Origin of the sequence: Roseateles saccharophilus (assembly GCF_031458095.1) — a bacterium.
Lineage (GTDB): Bacteria > Pseudomonadota > Gammaproteobacteria > Burkholderiales > Burkholderiaceae_C > Pelomonas > Pelomonas saccharophila_A.
Genome location: NZ_JAVDXU010000003.1, coordinates 640,646 through 655,182 on the forward strand (window position 1 = coordinate 640,646; position 14,537 = coordinate 655,182).

Below are 14,537 nucleotides of genomic sequence, written 5' to 3' on the forward strand. Positions count from 1 at the left end.
AAGCGCCTCTGAATGGGGCGGAAAATTCGGTCCTGACCTGCCCACAATGTCTCTTCGCCCCATGAAGCCCACCGACGTCCCGACGCGCAACTTCCCGACCGCCAAGGAGGAGTGCCGCGACCTGCCTCCCCACCCCGACTACGACGGCCCGGGCGCGGCCTACAACCTGGCCTTCAAGGACGAGAGCTTCCTGCTGCGCCAGGACATGCGCGCCGTGCGCATGCAGCTGGAGCTGATGAAGCCCGAGCTGCTGCAGAACGAGCAGGGCGTCAAATCCACCATCGTCATCTTCGGCAGCGCCCGCATCCTGTCGGCCGAAGCCGCCCAGGCCCTGCTGACGGTGGCCGAGGACCGCGGCGACGAGGCCGGCGCGGCACGCGCCCGCCGCCACATCGCCATGAGCCGCTACTACGAGGAAGCGCGCCGCTTCGCCCAGATCGCGACGGCCGCCTGCGTCGAGCGCGGCAACCATGTCGTCATCGCCACCGGCGGCGGCCCCGGCATCATGGAAGCCGGCAACCGCGGCGCCTACGAGATGGGCGGCAAGAGCGTCGGGCTGAACATCGTGCTGCCGCACGAGCAGTACCCCAACCCCTACATCACGCCGGAACTGTGCTTCCGCTTCCACTACTTCGGCCTGCGCAAGATGCATTTCCTGATGCGCGCCGTGGCCCTGGTCTGCTTCCCCGGCGGCTTCGGCACGCTGGATGAACTCTTCGAGACGCTGACGCTGATCCAGACCCGCAAGAGCCGGCCGCGCCCCATCCTGCTGTTCGGGCGCGAGTTCTGGACCAAGCTGATCAACATCGAGCTGCTGATCGAGACCGGCATGGTCAATCCCGCCGACGCCCAGCTCTTCCACTACGTCGAGACCGCCGAGGAAGCTTGGGGCCTGCTCGAATCCCAACCCGAACTCGCCGCGCCCGCGAGCGCCGCCACGCCATGACCAAACTCCGCAATGTCTCCCTGATCGGCGCCCCCACCGACATCGGCGCCGGTGCCCGCGGCGCCAGCATGGGCCCCGAGGCCATGCGTGTGGCCGGCCTGGCCGAAGCCCTGCGCGCCCGCGGTGTCGATGTCGTCGACCGCGGCAACCTCAGCGGCCCTTCCAATCCCTGGCTGCCGCCCACCGACGGCTACCGCCATCTGCAGGAAGTGGTGGCCTGGAACCAGACCGTGCACGAGGCCGTCTACAACGAGCTCAAGACCGGCCGCATGCCCATCCTGCTGGGCGGCGACCATTGCCTGGGCCTGGGCTCCATCAGCGCCGTGGCGCGCCACTGCCGCGACGCCGGCAAGAAGTTGCGCGTGCTGTGGCTGGACGCCCATGCCGACTTCAACACCAGCGAGCTGACCCCCAGCGGCAACATCCACGGCATGCCGGTGGCCTGCCTGTGCGGCTTCGGCCCCAAGGAGCTCATCGAGATCGGCGGCCATGTGCCGGCCATCTCGCCGAAGTGGATCCGCCAGATCGGCATCCGCAGCGTTGACGAGGGCGAACGCGCCTTCGTGCACGAGCACGACCTGGAAGTGTTCGACATGCGCTTCATCGACGAGATGGGCATGCGCCACACCATGGAGCTGGCCCTGGCGACTCTGGACGACAACACCCATCTGCACGTCAGCTTCGACGTCGACTTCCTCGACCCCGTCATGGCGCCCGGCGTCGGCACGACGGTCGGCGGCGGCCCGACCTACCGCGAAGCGCATCTGTGCATGGAGATGATTGCCGACACCGGCCGCATGGCTTCCATGGACCTGATGGAGCTGAACCCGGCGCTGGACGAGAAGAACCGCACCGCCCTGGTGGCCGTGGACCTCATCGAGTCCCTCTTCGGCAAATCCACGCTGATGCGCAAGTGAGGCTGCACGCATGGACGCCACGCCCTATCTGCTCGTCCAGCTCAGCGACCCGCACATCACCCATCCGGGCAAGCTGATCTGCGGCCGTGTCGACACCGCGGCCGCGCTGCGCCACGCCGTCGAGCGCGTGCTGCAAATCCGGCCGCGGCCCGTGGCTGTGCTGGTCAGCGGCGACCTTGTCGATGCCGGCCACCCGGCCGAATACGCCCAGCTGCGCGAGCTGCTGCTGCCGCTGATCGAAGCCCGCCTGCCGCTGGCCCTGCTGCCCGGCAACCACGACGCCCGCGGCCCGCTGCAGGAGGCCTTTGCGGGCCTCGCGAACGTGCACCGCGGCGAGCCCGGCGCGGCCGCCATCCAGTACGCGCTGGACCTGCCCGGTCCGCTGCGCCTCGTCGTGCTGGACAGCCTGATGCCTGGCCGGCCCGAAGGTGGTTTCGATGACGCACGGCTGGCGCAAGCCCAAGGCCTGCTCGCCGAGCGCCACGGCATTCCCACGCTCGTCGCCCTGCACCACCCGCCCCACACCACCGGCCTCGCCGCCATGGATGCGATGGCCCTGCAGCAGGGCCTGGCCGGCTTCGAGGCGCTGATCTCCCGCCACCCGCAGGTGCAGCGCGTGGTCTGTGGCCATCTGCACCGCATGACGCTGGGCCAGGTGGCTCACGCCCCCGTCATCAGTGCGCCCTCCACCGCCCATCAGGTGGCGCTGGACCTCGCGCCCGACGCACCCCTGGCCATCGCGCTCGAACCCGCCGGCTGGCTCATCCATGCCTGGGGCCCCGGCCTGCCCCTGGTCAGCCATCTCGCCCACGCCGGCCACCCCGAGGTCATCCCCGATCTGTGAGCGCGGTGCCCCATGCGAGGATGGCTTGCATGAAGAAGACAAGCCTCCTCGTCGCTGCCCTGCTGTCCTCGGCCGCCCTCGCGCAGACGCCGCCGCCCAGCGACACCGAGCGCTACACCCTCTTCCAGGCCCCGGTCACGCTGCTGCGCAATGCCCAGCTCTACGACGGCACGGGCAGTGCGCCACGCGAGCACATGAGCGTGCTGATTCGCGACGGCCGCATCGCGGACGTGAAGCCCGATGGCGAACTCAAGGCCCCGGCCGGCGCGCTGGTGAAGGAGCTGAACGGCGGCGCGCTGATGCCCGGCTTCGTGCTGCTGCACGAGCACCTGTTCTACCCGACCGAACGCGGCAGCTACGGCGCCTTCTTCCAGAGCTTCCCGCTGCTCTACCTCGCCGGCGGCGTGACGACGATGCGCACGGCCGGCAGCATGAGCCCCTATGCCGACCTCAACACCTGGAAGGACATCCGCGACGGCAAGGCACCGGGGCCCGACCTGGACGTGACGGCCCCCTTTCTGAACGGCATCCAGGCCTTCGTGGCCCAGGTGCCGCGCCTTGTGAATGCCGAGGACGCCGTGCGCCAGGTGGGCTACTGGGCCGACGTCGGCGCGACCTCGTACAAGGGCTATATGCACCTGACGCGCGAGCAGCTCGATGCCATCGTGAAAGCTGCGCATGAACGCAAGGCCAAGGTCACTGCTCATCTGTGCGCGGTGACCTATGCCGAGGCGACCGCCATGGGCATAGACAACCTGGAGCATGGCTTCTTCGCGTCCACGGACTTCGTCGACGGCAGGCAGCCAGACGTCTGCCCCAGCGGCGACGCCGCCCCCAAGTCCCTCGACGCGCTGGCCGTCGACGACCCGCGCATGGCCGCCCTGCAGCGCCAGATGATCGACAAGAAAGTCGCCCTGACGTCGACGCTGACCATCTTCGAGACTTTTTCCTACGGCCGCCCCATGGCCCCGGCCGCGGCACTGGACCTGCTGATGCCGCAACTGCGCGAGCAATACGTGAGCCGCTACACGGCCATCCAGCGCGGCGGCCCCAACCCGCATGGCCGCATCTTTCCGAAGAACATGGTCTGGGAGAAACAGTTCCATGACGCCGGCGGCCTGCTCGTCGCCGGCACCGACCCGACGGGCTATGGCGGCGTCATCCCGGGCTGGTCGTCGCTGCGCCAGTTCGAACTGCTGCGCGAGGCCGGCTTCGACACGGCAACCACCGTCAAGGTCATGACGTCCAATGGCGCCACCTATCTGGGTCGCAGCGCCGACATCGGCCGCATCGCCCCGGGCCTGCGCGCCGACCTGATCGCTTTTGCCGCGCCGCTGGATGCGGCCAAGCCGGCCCTGCCCGAAGTGGCCTGGACGATGAAGGCCGGCCGGGCCTGGGACCGGGCCAAGATCCTGAATGCCTGGAAGGGCCAGGTCGGTCTGCGCTGACGACGTCATGCATCGCACCCCTCCCCGCTGGGCCGCGCTGGCCTTCCTGTTGGTCGGCGGCTATGTGCTGCTGCTGTCGCTGGGCATCGTCGAGTTTCATCCGCGCCCCGGCGCGCGTCGCGCCCTGCTGGCTTCGCCCCAGCACGGCTCGGTCACGCTGTTCGGGCTGGCCCTGATCAGCTTCGCCCTGAGCATCGCCTTCCCAATGGCGCCCAAGCGCTGGCTGAAGCTGAACGGCGCCCTGGGCGGCCTCACTTTCATGGCGGCCATGCTCTGGTTCATCTGGTTCACCGGCATGCCGACGGTGGAGAAGCTGCTCTTTTCAACGCCGCTGGCCATCGCCCTCATCGGCATCGCCTGGGTCAAGCTCACGGGCGCGGAAACCATTCCCGACCTGGATGCCCTGGAAGCCGCCCAGGTGCTGCGCCGGCACGGCCGACCCGAGCAGGCGGAAGCGGTGCTGCTGCGCGCCATCCGTGACCAGCCCTGGCGTGCCGCGGAGCTGCAGCGGGCGCTGGAGATTGCGCGTCGGCAGCAGGAATGAAAGCCGGCCGGCGCGGGTAGTGCTGGCATGCAAAAGATCTTGGTGCCCCTCGCTCGCGTGCAGCGACAGCGTCCCGAACAGCGCACTGGCGCAGAGCTGGCGTCGGTTCATACGGCTTCCTTCGTGGGGCGAAGTGTCAGGGTCGCGCCGACGGAGCCAGGCCTTTCATGCGCCGGCTATCCATCCCTCCAAGGCATCCGCGCCCTCGGGCCAACCATAGCGCGGCTGCTGCGCGGCCCAGGCGGCCTGCAGCATGGCCAGCACGGCGTCCAGGCTGTCCCCGCTGGCGTCCGCCACCAGTTCGTCGCGCTGGGCATGGCTGAGCTTGAGGCGCAGGCCAAGCCGCGTGCGGCCTTGCTCCAGGCCCTCGACGATGTCCTTGCGCGCGATCAGCCGCTCGGGCGTCTGCGCGGCCTTCGCATCGCTCTTGTAGGAGCGCCGCGCGATCAGCTCGCGCGCCAGCAGCCCCGGGTAGGCCTCCAGCGCCACGCGGCTCTCGTCGCCGGCCAGATGACCCGCCAGATGCACGCCCGCCGCGATCAGCCGCGGCACGCCGGCATGCAGCATCCAGGCCACCGGCGGGTTGACCCACTTCATGCTCGGGCTGGCGCCGGCCGGCCCGTCACAGGCGCGATGGGCGAACTTGGACCCGGCCGGCCGCGCAGCGCAGAAAGCAGCAAAGCGCTCGCGGATCTCCGCGCGGCTCAGGCCGGCGTAATGCGCCATCAGGGCGGCATAGTCGGTCGGCCAGCCCAGCTGCTCGATAAGCTCGCGTGGCAGGCCGAAAGGCAGGTCGAAACCAGCCACCCAGGGCCCGGGCTGAGCGAGCCAGGCGGAAAACTCCTCCAGGCTGTGTAGCGCTACCAGCCGCGTCAGACGCACCACGGCGCCGTGGCGCAGGCCTTCCGCCGCGACGATGGGCTTGACCTTGCGGGGTGCACTCGTGAAGTCGACCCCGAAAACAGCGATGTCCGTCATGGCCGGCATTCTGGGCCTAGGCAGAATCGACGGATTCCATGTCAGCCCTGCTCGACCTCCCCGCCCCGCCTGCCGAGAACGCCGGTTTCAACGCCGCAGACTTCGACGCCGCCTTTGCCGTCGCACGCCAGCGCGCGGCCGCGGGGGCCTACCAGGTGTCCAGCGAGGCCTTGGAGGAATTGCTGCTGATCTGCCCGGCGGCCGAGTTGCGTCGGCGCGCCGAGATCCTGGCCCTGCTGGCCCATCAATACCCGCGCGTCGGCAAGCTGACGGCCAGCGCGCGTTGCGCCACCGAGGCCCTGGCCCTGGCCGAGCGTCTGAGCGACGACATCCTGCTGGCCGATGCATTGACCAGCCAGTGCTATGTCTACGGCCAGCTGCTGATGGGCCGCGAGGCCCTGGAATCGGGCATGAAGGCCCTGGCCGCCGCGCGCCGCGCCGCTGACCCGGTGCGCGAGGCCTGGGCGCTGAACCGTGTCGGCATCGCGTATTCCAGCCTGGAGAACCCGGTCCAGGCCTGTGCTTCGGCCGGCCAAGCCCTGGAGATCGCGGCCCGCACCGACTGCGCCGAGGTGCTGTTCTCCTGCCACAACAACCTGGCCTATTTCTGGCTGCGCCGCGTCGAGGAGGCCCGGACCCTGGGCGACAGCGCCGCCCTGGCCGATGCCGTGGCCAACGCGCGCCGCACTGCCGACCAGGCCACCACGCTGGCCCGCCGGTCCGGCAGCCCCTTCCAGGTGGCCGTGGCCGTGTCCAACCTCGTCAATGCCTTGCTGGCCGGCGGCCTGCTCGACACCGCCCTGCCCTTGCTCAACGAGTTCGGCCACCTGGCCCATGACCATGGCTACCGCACCCTGGCCGTCGAGGCCGATGCCCAGCGCGCCGTCTTCCTGCGCCTGAAGGGCGAGCCGGTGCAGGCCGCCCGCATCCTCGAGGCCCTGCTGCATGCCGCCACCGAGCCGCCGCCCAAGCTGCGCCGCCTGCTGATCCGCTCCCTGTACGAGACCCACAAGGCCTGCGGCCAGTACCGCGAGGCCCTCGGCTGGCTGGAGGAACTGGTCGGCCTGGACCGCCAGATCTCGCGCGACAACCTGGTGCTGCAGACCGAGGTCATCCTGATCCGCGACCAGGTCGAGCAGGCCCAGGCCCGCGCCGACAGCGCCGTGGCCGACGCCCGCCGCGAACGTGCTCGGGCCGCCCACCTCGAGACCGAGCAGGCGCGCCTGCGCGAACACGCCATGGCCCTGGACCGCGCCGCCCACGAGGACGTGCTGACCGGCCTGCACAACCGCCGCCACGCCGAGTTCGCCCTGCCCCTGCTCGTCGAGGGGGCGCGCATGGCCGGCCAGGTCATCAGCGTCGCGGCGCTGGACGTCGATCATTTCAAGAGGATCAACGACACCCATGGCCATGCCGTCGGCGACGCCGTGCTGCAGCAGCTCGCCCAACTGCTGCGCCACCGCCTGCGCAGCGCCGACCTGATGGCGCGCATCGGCGGCGAGGAGTTCCTGGCCGTGCTGGTCGGCATCGCGCCCCAGCAGGCCGCCGAGATCTGCGAGCGCCTGCGCCTGGCCGTCGTCGAGCACGACTGGGCGGCCATCACGCCCGGCCTCATCGTGCGTATCAGCGTCGGCATCTCGGGTGGCGCACCGCTGCAACACCAGGGCGACAGCCTGCTCAACCGTGCCGACCAGGCGCTGTATGCGGCCAAGCGGGGTGGGCGCAATCGCGTCCACGTCGACTGACTAGGCCGCCAGCCCCGGCAATGTCGCGAAATAGCGCTTCAGCGCCTCCACCGCCACCCTCACCTTGGCCGGCTCGCCCTCACGCCGCGGCGTGACGGCCACCACCGGCAGCGGCGTGAAGCGCCATTGCGGCAGCAGCCGCACCAAGGTGCCGCGCGACAGCTGGGCCAGCACGTCGGCATAACCCAGTCGGGCGATGCCCAGCCCCTGCTCGCACATCTGCTGCAAGGCCACATGGTTGTTGCTGGCAATGCGCACGGGGACCTGCACGCGCTGCGCCTCGCCACCAGCGCCGTGCAACAGCAGGGCGATGGTTGGCGCCGCCTCGCCGGCCTCCTGGGTTTCGCGGGCCCAGGCAATCCAGTCGAAACCCGGCAGGTCCGCCGGCATTGACGGCAGGCCGTGGCGCTCGACATAGGCGGGCGCCGCGCACAGCACCATCTCGATCTCGCACAAGGGCCGCGCAATCCAGTTGGAGTCAGCAAGCTGGCCGACGCGCACCGCGATGTCGATGCGGGCATCGATGAGGTCGATCATCGCGTCGTCCACCAGCAGGCGCAGCCTCAGGCCCGGTGCTTGCGCCAGCACCGGTGCCAGCGCCTGGGCAATATGGGCCGCAAAGCCCACGGGTGCTGCGACGCGCAACTCGCCGCTGGGCGCGTCTCGCGCCTGCACCAGCGAATCCGCCGCTGCGCGTGCGGCCTCGACGAGGCGCAGGCAATGCGGGTAGCAACGCTCACCGGCCTCGGTCAGCGTGAGCTTGCGCGTCGAGCGGTGCAGCAGCGTCACGCCCATCTGGCGCTCCAGCGCGCGCAGGGTCTGGCTGACGGCCGAGGCGCTCATGCCCAGCCGCCGCCCGGCCCCGCTCATGGAGCCGGCGGCGACGGTCTCGGCAAACACGGCATAGGGCTTGAGTTCGTCCATCTTTAAGCGTCACTTCAAGGTGATAGCGATTTTGGCCGTCTTATCGCCAGATCGTGAAGCTCCTATCGTTCACCCATCGCTTTCAACCCCTTGGAGACCCTCATGAACATCGCTCTCATCGGCGCCACCGGATTCGTCGGCGCCGCCGTCCTCGCCGAGCTGCTGCAACGCGGCCACCAAGTCACCGCCCTGGTGCGCGACCCCGCCAAGCTGCAAGCCCGCACCGGCCTGACAGCCGTCGCCGCGGACGCCTACGACGCCAGCGCCGTGGCGTCGGCCGTGCGCGGCCACGACGCCGTCGTGTCGGCCTTCAACCCGGGCTGGAACGAGGCCGAGCTGTATGACAAGTTCCTGCGCGGCGCCAACGCCATCACCCAGGGCGTCGAGGCCAGCGGCGTCAAGCGCCTGCTCGTCGTCGGCGGCGCCGGCAGCCTGTTCGTGGCGCCCGGCGTGCAGCTCGTCGACACGCCGGAATTCGCCAGCCATGTGCCCGCCAACATCGTGCCCGGCGCCCGTGCCGCCCGCGACCACCTGACCGCGCTGCGCGGCAACACCACGCTGGACTGGACCTTCCTGAGCCCGCCGGCCCTGCTGGCCCCGGGTGAGCGCAGCGGCAACTACCGCAGCGGCGGTGAGCAGCTGCTGATGGCGGGCGAGGCGCCTGCCGGCATCTCGGTGGCCGACCTGGCCGTGGCGATTGCCGACGAGATCGAGCAGCCGCGCCATCTGCGTGCCCGCTTCACCGTGGCGGCGTTGGCGTAGGGCAGCGCTGACGTGCGCATGCGGCCTTGCCCACCTGCGCAGGGGCCGCGGCTCGGCTAGATTGAAGTTGTCGCGAGCCGGAGTTGCAGCTGAAGAGCTGCTCTACAGGCGCTGACCGACACCGGGGCCCGATGCCGAGTGCATCGGGCCTTACTTCGTGGCCCGTCCGTTTCGGCCGATGATGCGCGGCATGAACCCCGTCCTCGTCGAAGTCCTGCGCGGCAGCGCCGTCGAATCCCGCCATGCCGGCGCCCTGGCCATCGTCGATGCCTCGGGCGCCGTGCACACGGCCCTGGGCGATGTCGACCAGCCCATCTTCCCGCGCTCGGCCGTCAAGTTGCTGCAGGCTTTACCGCTGGTCGCCAGCGGGGCCGCAGAGACATTCGGTCTCAACGACGCTGAGCTGGCGCTGGCCTGCGCCTCGCACAGCGGCGAGCCCGAGCATGTGGCCACGGCCGCCGGCGTGCTGGCCAAGCTGGGGCTGACGGCCAACGCGCTGGAATGCGGCACCCAATGGCCCAGCCGCGAGCCGGTGCTGCGCGGCATGGTGGCGCGCGGCGAGCTGGCCACGCCGCTGCACAACAACTGCTCGGGCAAGCATGCTGGCTTCATCTGCGTCGCCTGCCATATGGCAATTGGGGCGCGCAACGCCGGCACCGAGCCAGCCGCGTTCGCACGCGGCTATGTCGCAGCGGAACACCCGGTCATGCGTGAAGTCTCCGCGGCGCTGTCGGCGGCCACGGGCATTGACGTCGAAAAGGCACCGCGCGGCACCGACGGCTGCTCCATCCCGACCTTCGCCCTGCCCCTGCGCGCGCTGGCGCTGGCCTTCGCCCGTTGCGGCAGCGGCCAGGGCCTGTCGGACGCCAACGCCCGCGCCGCGCGCAGGCTGCGCCAAGCCGTCGCCGTGGCGCCCTTCATGGTCGGCGGCACGGACCGTTTCGACACCCGCGTCATGCAGGCCTATGGCGAGCGCGTCTTCTGCAAGATCGGCGCCGAGGGCGTCTACTGCGCGGCCCTGCCGGAGCTGGGCCTGGGCATCGCGCTGAAGATCGACGACGGCGCCGTCCGCGCGGCCGAGGCCGCGTTTGCAGCGGTCGCCCAGGCCCTGCTGAAGACCGAGGACGAGCTGTTGCGCGGCTACAGCCACTTGCAATTGCGCAACTGGCGCGGCATCGACGTCGGCTCGCTGCGGCCGGCGCAAGCGCTCAGCCAGGCGCTCGCGCCCTAGTCAGCTTGCGCCTCAGTGGCGGTCGCGGCGCGGCGGCAGTGCCTGATCGGCGTTGTTGTTGCTGGTCGATGTATCGGTCGTGGTCGTCGTGGCCGTGCTCGACGTCGTCGTGTCGGTGCTGCTCGGATACGCCGGCGTGCTGGGCTGGGTCGTCTGGGCGGGCATGGGCGGCGCAGCGCTGACGTCCGTCACCGGCGCAGCGGGTGGCGTGGCCTCACTGATGGGTTGGGCAGGCTGGGGGTCGATGCTGGCAACAGGCGCTGCCGGGGCTGGGGTTTCGGCTGGCATGGCCACCGTCGTCGTGTCGATGGCATTGGGCTGGCTCGTCGCATCCAGCGGATTGGTCGGTGTGGCCTGAGCCAGGGTGGGCGTCGTATCCGCGTCCTGCGACTGGGCGACATGTTCGTCGCTGGAGCGCGTCGAGGCGCAGCCGGCAATGCCGATGATCAAGCCGGCAGTCGCGACCGCCACGGTGGTCGACAAGGGGGTGAATTTCCTGCTCATGATGACTCTCCAGAGTTGATGAAGCGGTTCACGCTGCCATCCACGGGCAACGCGGCGCGGCCGACGCCGCCCTGAAGGCAGGCAAAGACCGTTCCCAGACCGTCAAGCGCCCCCTTGCCGGTTGGTGCCGATCTGATGCCTTGCGCGCCGCCTTGTCCGTCGCCAGCCGATAAAAAACGATACAAAACGCGACCAAGCAAGCGCTTGATTGGCTTTACAGTCCGACCCCATGCGCGCTGAAAAGCCCTCCTCCACCGCCCCCCTGCCGCCGCGCGAGCGCCTGTTACAGGAGTCCATGCGCCTGTTCGGCGAGCGCGGCTTCGACGCCGTGACGACACGCGAGATCTGCGCCGCCGCCGGGGTCAACCCGGGCGCCATCCACTACCACTTCGGCGACAAGGACGGCCTCTACCGCGAGGTGCTGCGCCTGCCGGTCGTCGACCTGCAGCAGCAGCTGGCCGGTTTCGACGATCCGGGCTTGAGCCTGCACGAATCCATCCGCCGCTTCCTGCAGCCCTTTTTGTTCGACGACGGCGCCTGCAGCGCCCAGATGTTCTTCCGCGAGATGCAGGCGCCCAGCCCCATCTTCATGGAGACAGTGGCCCAGGAAGTCGGCCCCCTCTTCGACCGCTTCGCCCGCCTGCTGGCCCAGCACGCCGGCCTGGCCGAGCCGACGGCCGCCATCCACCAGCTCGCCATGGGCCTGCAGGCCATGGCCCATGACTACTCCATGACCCGGCCCATGCTGGACGCCTTCCACCCCGAACTGCTGGCCGACGACCCCCTGCTCGAGCAGACCTGCCACCGCCTCGCCGACTGGGGCTGTGCGCTGGTGGCCTACGAACGCGAGAAACATGAAGCCCCTCGTCCAGCCTCACACCGCTGAACGCGGTGCGCCTGACCGGTCTTGCAGACCGCGCAGCGGCCAAGCCCGCTGCCCTTCGGCAGGCACGGTGAGTCCACTGGACTCGCCGTGTCCGGCCTCAGCCCCCGTGGGGACGGCGATGCCCGCGGCATTGAGCCGCGAGCACATCGCCATGGCGGGCCGGCTAGGGAGCGGCCCGGCGCTCGGCCCGAAATACCCGGTTTTCACGTGGAGCAGGTAACGCGAACACGCAATGGACAACTGAAATGAACCACCCACGCAAACTTCTCGTCGCGTCCCTGCTGGCCCTACTGAGCGCCTGCATGACGGCGCCGCCTGCCGCCGCGCCGGCTTCGACCGCCATCCCCGCCGCCTGGCGCTCGCCCCTGCCCCACGGCGGCAGCACGGCGGCGCTGAACGACTGGTGGAAGGCCTTCGACGACCCGCTGCTGGCCCGCCTCATCGAGCGCGCCCAGGGCCGCAGCCCGACGCTGGCCCAGGCCGCCGCCCGCCGCCGCCAGGCCGAGGCGAGCGCCACCCAGGCCCGCGCCGCCCTGCTGCCCCAGGCCACGGCCAATGCCCAAGCCCAGCGTGGCCGCAATCTCAATACCGTGCCCGGCATGAGCACGCAGGGCAGCGCCCAGTTCAATGCCAGCTGGGAGGTCGACCTCTTCGGCGGCCTCCGCGCCGCCGCCGCGGCCGAGAAGCTGCAGGCCCAGGCCGCGACGTCGGACTGGCATGCTGCCCGCGTCAGCCTGGCCGCCGACGTGGCCCAGGCCTATGTGCAGCTGCGCCTGGCCCAGGCCCATGAGGAATCGTCGGAACTGGACAACCGCTTTGCCGAACAGATTGCCGCCTGGGGCCGTGAGCAGCAGAAGGCCGGGCTGATCAGCGTCAGCGACGCCGCCCTGCTGAACACCGACCGCGCCGTGGCCTCGGCCACCCGCAGCCAGTGGCGGGCCGAGGCCCAGATCGCCTTGCAGAGCCTGGCCCTGCTGTGCGGCGAGCAGGCCCAGGACCTGGCCAAGGAGCTGGCGCCGCCGGCCATCAACGACACCGGCTTCGAGCTGCGCCGCAGCCAGCCCAAGGTGCCGGGCTTTGACGTCGGCGCCCCGCCCGCCCAACTGCTGGCCCAGCGACCCGATGTCGCCGCCGCTCACCAGCGCTGGCTGGCTGCCCTGCAGCAGCAGCGCAGCGTCGAAGCCCAGCGCTGGCCGCAGCTCAGCCTTGGCGCCCTGGCCGGCGAGTCGCGGCTGCGCGTCGGCGGCTCCAGCAGCAACACGTCGATGTGGGCCATCGGCCCCTCGCTGAGCCTGCCCCTCTTCGATGGCGGCCAGCGCAAGGCGCGCGCCGAGGGCGCCGAAGCCGCCGCTGACGAAGCCGCGGCGGCCCTGCAGGCCCGTTGGCAGACGGCCGTGGCCGAGGTGGAAGAGTCGCTGCAACGCGTGGCCGCTGGTGCCGAGCGCGAGCGCGAGGTGGATGCCGTCAAGCGCGAGTGGGAAGGCATTGCGCTGCGCTCCTTCTCCCAGGCCCAGGCCGGCCTGCAAAGCGGCGTGCAGCGCAACACCACCTTCCGCAACGCGCTGGCCGCCTACGACGCCGTGCTCAGCGTGCGCGCCGAGCACGCCCTGGCCTGGATCCGCCTCTACCGCAGCCTGGGCGGCGGCTGGACCGCTGAAGCCCCAACGAACACGAACACCGCCTCCGCGCGCTGAACGCCATGAAGATCCGCATCCGCTACACCACCGCCGTCACCGCCGCCCTGACCGTCGCCCTCGCCGCTGCCTTTGTCGCCGCCCTGTCCAGCCCCGCCTTCGCGGCCGATGCTGCCGCCAGTGCGGCACCCAAGCCGGCCCTGACCGTCAAGCGCGTTGTGCCCCAGGCCGGCACCTGGGCCCAGACCCTGTCGGGCACCGGCTCCATCGCCGCCTGGCAGGAGGCCATCATCGGCGCCGAGATCGGCGGCCAGCGCCTGGCCGCGCTGGAGGTCGACGTCGGTGACCGCGTCAGGAAAGGGCAGTTGCTGGCCCGCCTGAGCCCCGGCACACTGGAAGCGGACCTCGCCGCCAGCAAGGCCGCGCTGCTGGAAGCCGAGGCCTCGGCCCGTGAGGCCCACCAGACCGCCGAGCGCGTCAAGACCCTGCAGGGCAGCGAAGCCCTGTCGCCGCAAGCCATCGACCAGGCCCTGGCCGCCGACGGCGCCGCCCAGGCCCGTGTCGCCGCCGCCAAGGCCCGCGTGCAGGCCGACGAGCTGCGCCTGTCCTACACCCGCATCACGGCGCCGGACGACGGCGTCATCAGCGCCCGCGTCGCCACGCCGGGCGCCCTGGTGCAGCCGGGCCAGGAACTGTTCCGCCTGCAGCGCCAGGGCCGCCTGGAATGGCGGGCCGAGGTGCCCGGCGCCGAGCTGGCCCAGCTCAAGGTCGGCCAGACCGTGCGGGTGCAGCCCAGCGGCGCCCCGGCCCTGGAAGGCCGAATCCGCCGCGTCGCGCCGCAGATCGACGCCCAGACCCGCAACGGCCTGGTCTATGTCGACCTGAAGGCCGGCGAGGCTCTGCGCGCCGGCCTGTTCGCCCGCGGCGACTTCGTGCTCGGCGAGAGCAGCGCCCTGACGCTGCCGCAAACGGCCGTGCTGCTGCGCGACGGCTTCAGCTATGTCTTCCGCATCGACGGCACCAAGGTGCGCGAGCAGAAGGTGCAGATCGGCCGCCGCGAGGGCAACCGCGTGGAGGTCAAGTCCGGTCTGGCGGCAGGCGTGGCCGTCGTCGAGTCCGGTGTCGGCTTCCTGGTGGACGGCGACACGGTCCGCGTCGCGCCCTAAGGAGACAA

14 protein-coding genes are annotated in these 14,537 nt (G+C 70.6%); 11 read left to right on the forward strand and 3 right to left on the reverse strand.

Going from position 1 to position 14,537, the window contains the following annotated elements:
- Positions 1 to 61 precede the first annotated feature (61 nt).
- From J2X20_RS21895 to J2X20_RS21915, 5 genes are read left to right on the forward strand one after another with little or no spacing between them, the layout of a single operon-like run.
- Entirely contained in the window at positions 62 to 946 is an 885-nt protein-coding gene (locus J2X20_RS21895; protein WP_310269448.1) for an LOG family protein, read from the forward strand.
- Positions 943 to 1,863, forward strand: coding sequence for an arginase (gene rocF, locus J2X20_RS21900; RefSeq protein WP_310269451.1), 921 nt, complete (start codon positions 943 to 945; stop codon positions 1,861 to 1,863). The genes J2X20_RS21895 and rocF overlap by 4 nt, the downstream gene beginning before the upstream one ends.
- A gap of 10 nt (positions 1,864 to 1,873) precedes the next feature.
- Positions 1,874 to 2,707, forward strand: coding sequence for a metallophosphoesterase (locus J2X20_RS21905; protein WP_310269452.1), 834 nt, complete (start codon positions 1,874 to 1,876; stop codon positions 2,705 to 2,707).
- A gap of 29 nt (positions 2,708 to 2,736) precedes the next feature.
- A complete protein-coding gene (locus tag J2X20_RS21910; protein ID WP_310269455.1) occupies positions 2,737 to 4,155 on the forward strand; it encodes an amidohydrolase family protein in 1,419 nt (472 codons plus the stop codon).
- A 7-nt stretch (positions 4,156 to 4,162) separates the two neighbouring features.
- On the forward strand, positions 4,163 to 4,699 hold the full coding sequence (locus J2X20_RS21915; RefSeq protein ID WP_310269458.1) for a hypothetical protein: 537 nt from the start codon (positions 4,163 to 4,165) through the stop codon (positions 4,697 to 4,699).
- Positions 4,700 to 4,864: 165 nt separating this feature from the next.
- On the opposite strand, the gene J2X20_RS21920 is transcribed toward J2X20_RS21915, so the two are convergent.
- Positions 4,865 to 5,677 carry a DUF429 domain-containing protein gene (locus J2X20_RS21920; protein ID WP_310269462.1) on the reverse strand — a complete coding sequence of 271 codons (813 nt, stop codon included), beginning with the start codon at positions 5,675 to 5,677 and terminating at the stop codon, positions 4,865 to 4,867.
- 38 nt (positions 5,678 to 5,715) lie between these two features.
- On the opposite strand from J2X20_RS21920, the gene J2X20_RS21925 reads away from it, so the two are divergent.
- Positions 5,716 to 7,422 carry a GGDEF domain-containing protein gene (locus J2X20_RS21925; RefSeq protein WP_310269466.1) on the forward strand — a complete coding sequence of 569 codons (1,707 nt, stop codon included), beginning with the start codon at positions 5,716 to 5,718 and terminating at the stop codon, positions 7,420 to 7,422.
- On the opposite strand, the gene J2X20_RS21930 is transcribed toward J2X20_RS21925, so the two are convergent.
- The gene (locus J2X20_RS21930; RefSeq protein WP_310269469.1) at positions 7,423 to 8,346 is read right to left on the reverse strand and encodes a LysR family transcriptional regulator; all 924 of its coding nucleotides are present in this window, start codon (positions 8,344 to 8,346) and stop codon (positions 7,423 to 7,425) included.
- 102 nt (positions 8,347 to 8,448) lie between these two features.
- On the opposite strand from J2X20_RS21930, the gene J2X20_RS21935 reads away from it, so the two are divergent.
- Entirely contained in the window at positions 8,449 to 9,108 is a 660-nt protein-coding gene (locus J2X20_RS21935) for an NAD(P)-dependent oxidoreductase (RefSeq protein WP_310269472.1), read from the forward strand.
- Positions 9,109 to 9,298: 190 nt separating this feature from the next.
- The gene (locus tag J2X20_RS21940) at positions 9,299 to 10,339 is read left to right on the forward strand and encodes an asparaginase (RefSeq protein ID WP_310269476.1); all 1,041 of its coding nucleotides are present in this window, start codon (positions 9,299 to 9,301) and stop codon (positions 10,337 to 10,339) included.
- A gap of 12 nt (positions 10,340 to 10,351) precedes the next feature.
- On the opposite strand, the gene J2X20_RS21945 is transcribed toward J2X20_RS21940, so the two are convergent.
- On the reverse strand, positions 10,352 to 10,843 hold the full coding sequence (locus J2X20_RS21945) for a RodZ family helix-turn-helix domain-containing protein (RefSeq protein ID WP_310269479.1): 492 nt from the start codon (positions 10,841 to 10,843) through the stop codon (positions 10,352 to 10,354).
- A 229-nt stretch (positions 10,844 to 11,072) separates the two neighbouring features.
- Between J2X20_RS21945 and J2X20_RS21950 the strand changes: the two genes are divergently transcribed.
- The 3 genes from J2X20_RS21950 (at position 11,073) to J2X20_RS21960 (ending at position 14,529) form a co-directional block, all read left to right on the forward strand.
- Positions 11,073 to 11,729: a TetR/AcrR family transcriptional regulator gene (locus tag J2X20_RS21950; protein WP_310269482.1), complete on the forward strand. Its 657-nt coding sequence runs from the start codon at positions 11,073 to 11,075 to the stop codon at positions 11,727 to 11,729.
- Positions 11,730 to 11,974: 245 nt separating this feature from the next.
- Positions 11,975 to 13,423 (forward strand): efflux transporter outer membrane subunit, encoded by a 1,449-nt coding sequence (locus tag J2X20_RS21955; protein ID WP_310269485.1) that lies wholly within the window; start codon positions 11,975 to 11,977, stop codon positions 13,421 to 13,423.
- Positions 13,424 to 13,428: 5 nt separating this feature from the next.
- The gene (locus J2X20_RS21960; RefSeq protein ID WP_310269488.1) at positions 13,429 to 14,529 is read left to right on the forward strand and encodes an efflux RND transporter periplasmic adaptor subunit; all 1,101 of its coding nucleotides are present in this window, start codon (positions 13,429 to 13,431) and stop codon (positions 14,527 to 14,529) included.
- Positions 14,530 to 14,537: the final 8 nt, after the last annotated feature.

Coding starts and splice junctions, on each gene's coding strand:
- J2X20_RS21895 (WP_310269448.1), top strand. CDS start 62: ATGAAGCCCACCGACGTCCCGACGCGCAACTTCCCGACCGCCAAGGAG.
- rocF (WP_310269451.1), top strand. CDS start 943: ATGACCAAACTCCGCAATGTCTCCCTGATCGGCGCCCCCACCGACATC.
- J2X20_RS21905 (WP_310269452.1), top strand. CDS start 1,874: ATGGACGCCACGCCCTATCTGCTCGTCCAGCTCAGCGACCCGCACATC.
- J2X20_RS21910 (WP_310269455.1), top strand. CDS start 2,737: ATGAAGAAGACAAGCCTCCTCGTCGCTGCCCTGCTGTCCTCGGCCGCC.
- J2X20_RS21915 (WP_310269458.1), top strand. CDS start 4,163: ATGCATCGCACCCCTCCCCGCTGGGCCGCGCTGGCCTTCCTGTTGGTC.
- J2X20_RS21920 (WP_310269462.1), bottom strand. CDS start 5,677: ATGACGGACATCGCTGTTTTCGGGGTCGACTTCACGAGTGCACCCCGC.
- J2X20_RS21925 (WP_310269466.1), top strand. CDS start 5,716: ATGTCAGCCCTGCTCGACCTCCCCGCCCCGCCTGCCGAGAACGCCGGT.
- J2X20_RS21930 (WP_310269469.1), bottom strand. CDS start 8,346: ATGGACGAACTCAAGCCCTATGCCGTGTTTGCCGAGACCGTCGCCGCC.
- J2X20_RS21935 (WP_310269472.1), top strand. CDS start 8,449: ATGAACATCGCTCTCATCGGCGCCACCGGATTCGTCGGCGCCGCCGTC.
- J2X20_RS21940 (WP_310269476.1), top strand. CDS start 9,299: ATGAACCCCGTCCTCGTCGAAGTCCTGCGCGGCAGCGCCGTCGAATCC.
- J2X20_RS21945 (WP_310269479.1), bottom strand. CDS start 10,843: ATGAGCAGGAAATTCACCCCCTTGTCGACCACCGTGGCGGTCGCGACT.
- J2X20_RS21950 (WP_310269482.1), top strand. CDS start 11,073: ATGCGCGCTGAAAAGCCCTCCTCCACCGCCCCCCTGCCGCCGCGCGAG.
- J2X20_RS21955 (WP_310269485.1), top strand. CDS start 11,975: ATGAACCACCCACGCAAACTTCTCGTCGCGTCCCTGCTGGCCCTACTG.
- J2X20_RS21960 (WP_310269488.1), top strand. CDS start 13,429: ATGAAGATCCGCATCCGCTACACCACCGCCGTCACCGCCGCCCTGACC.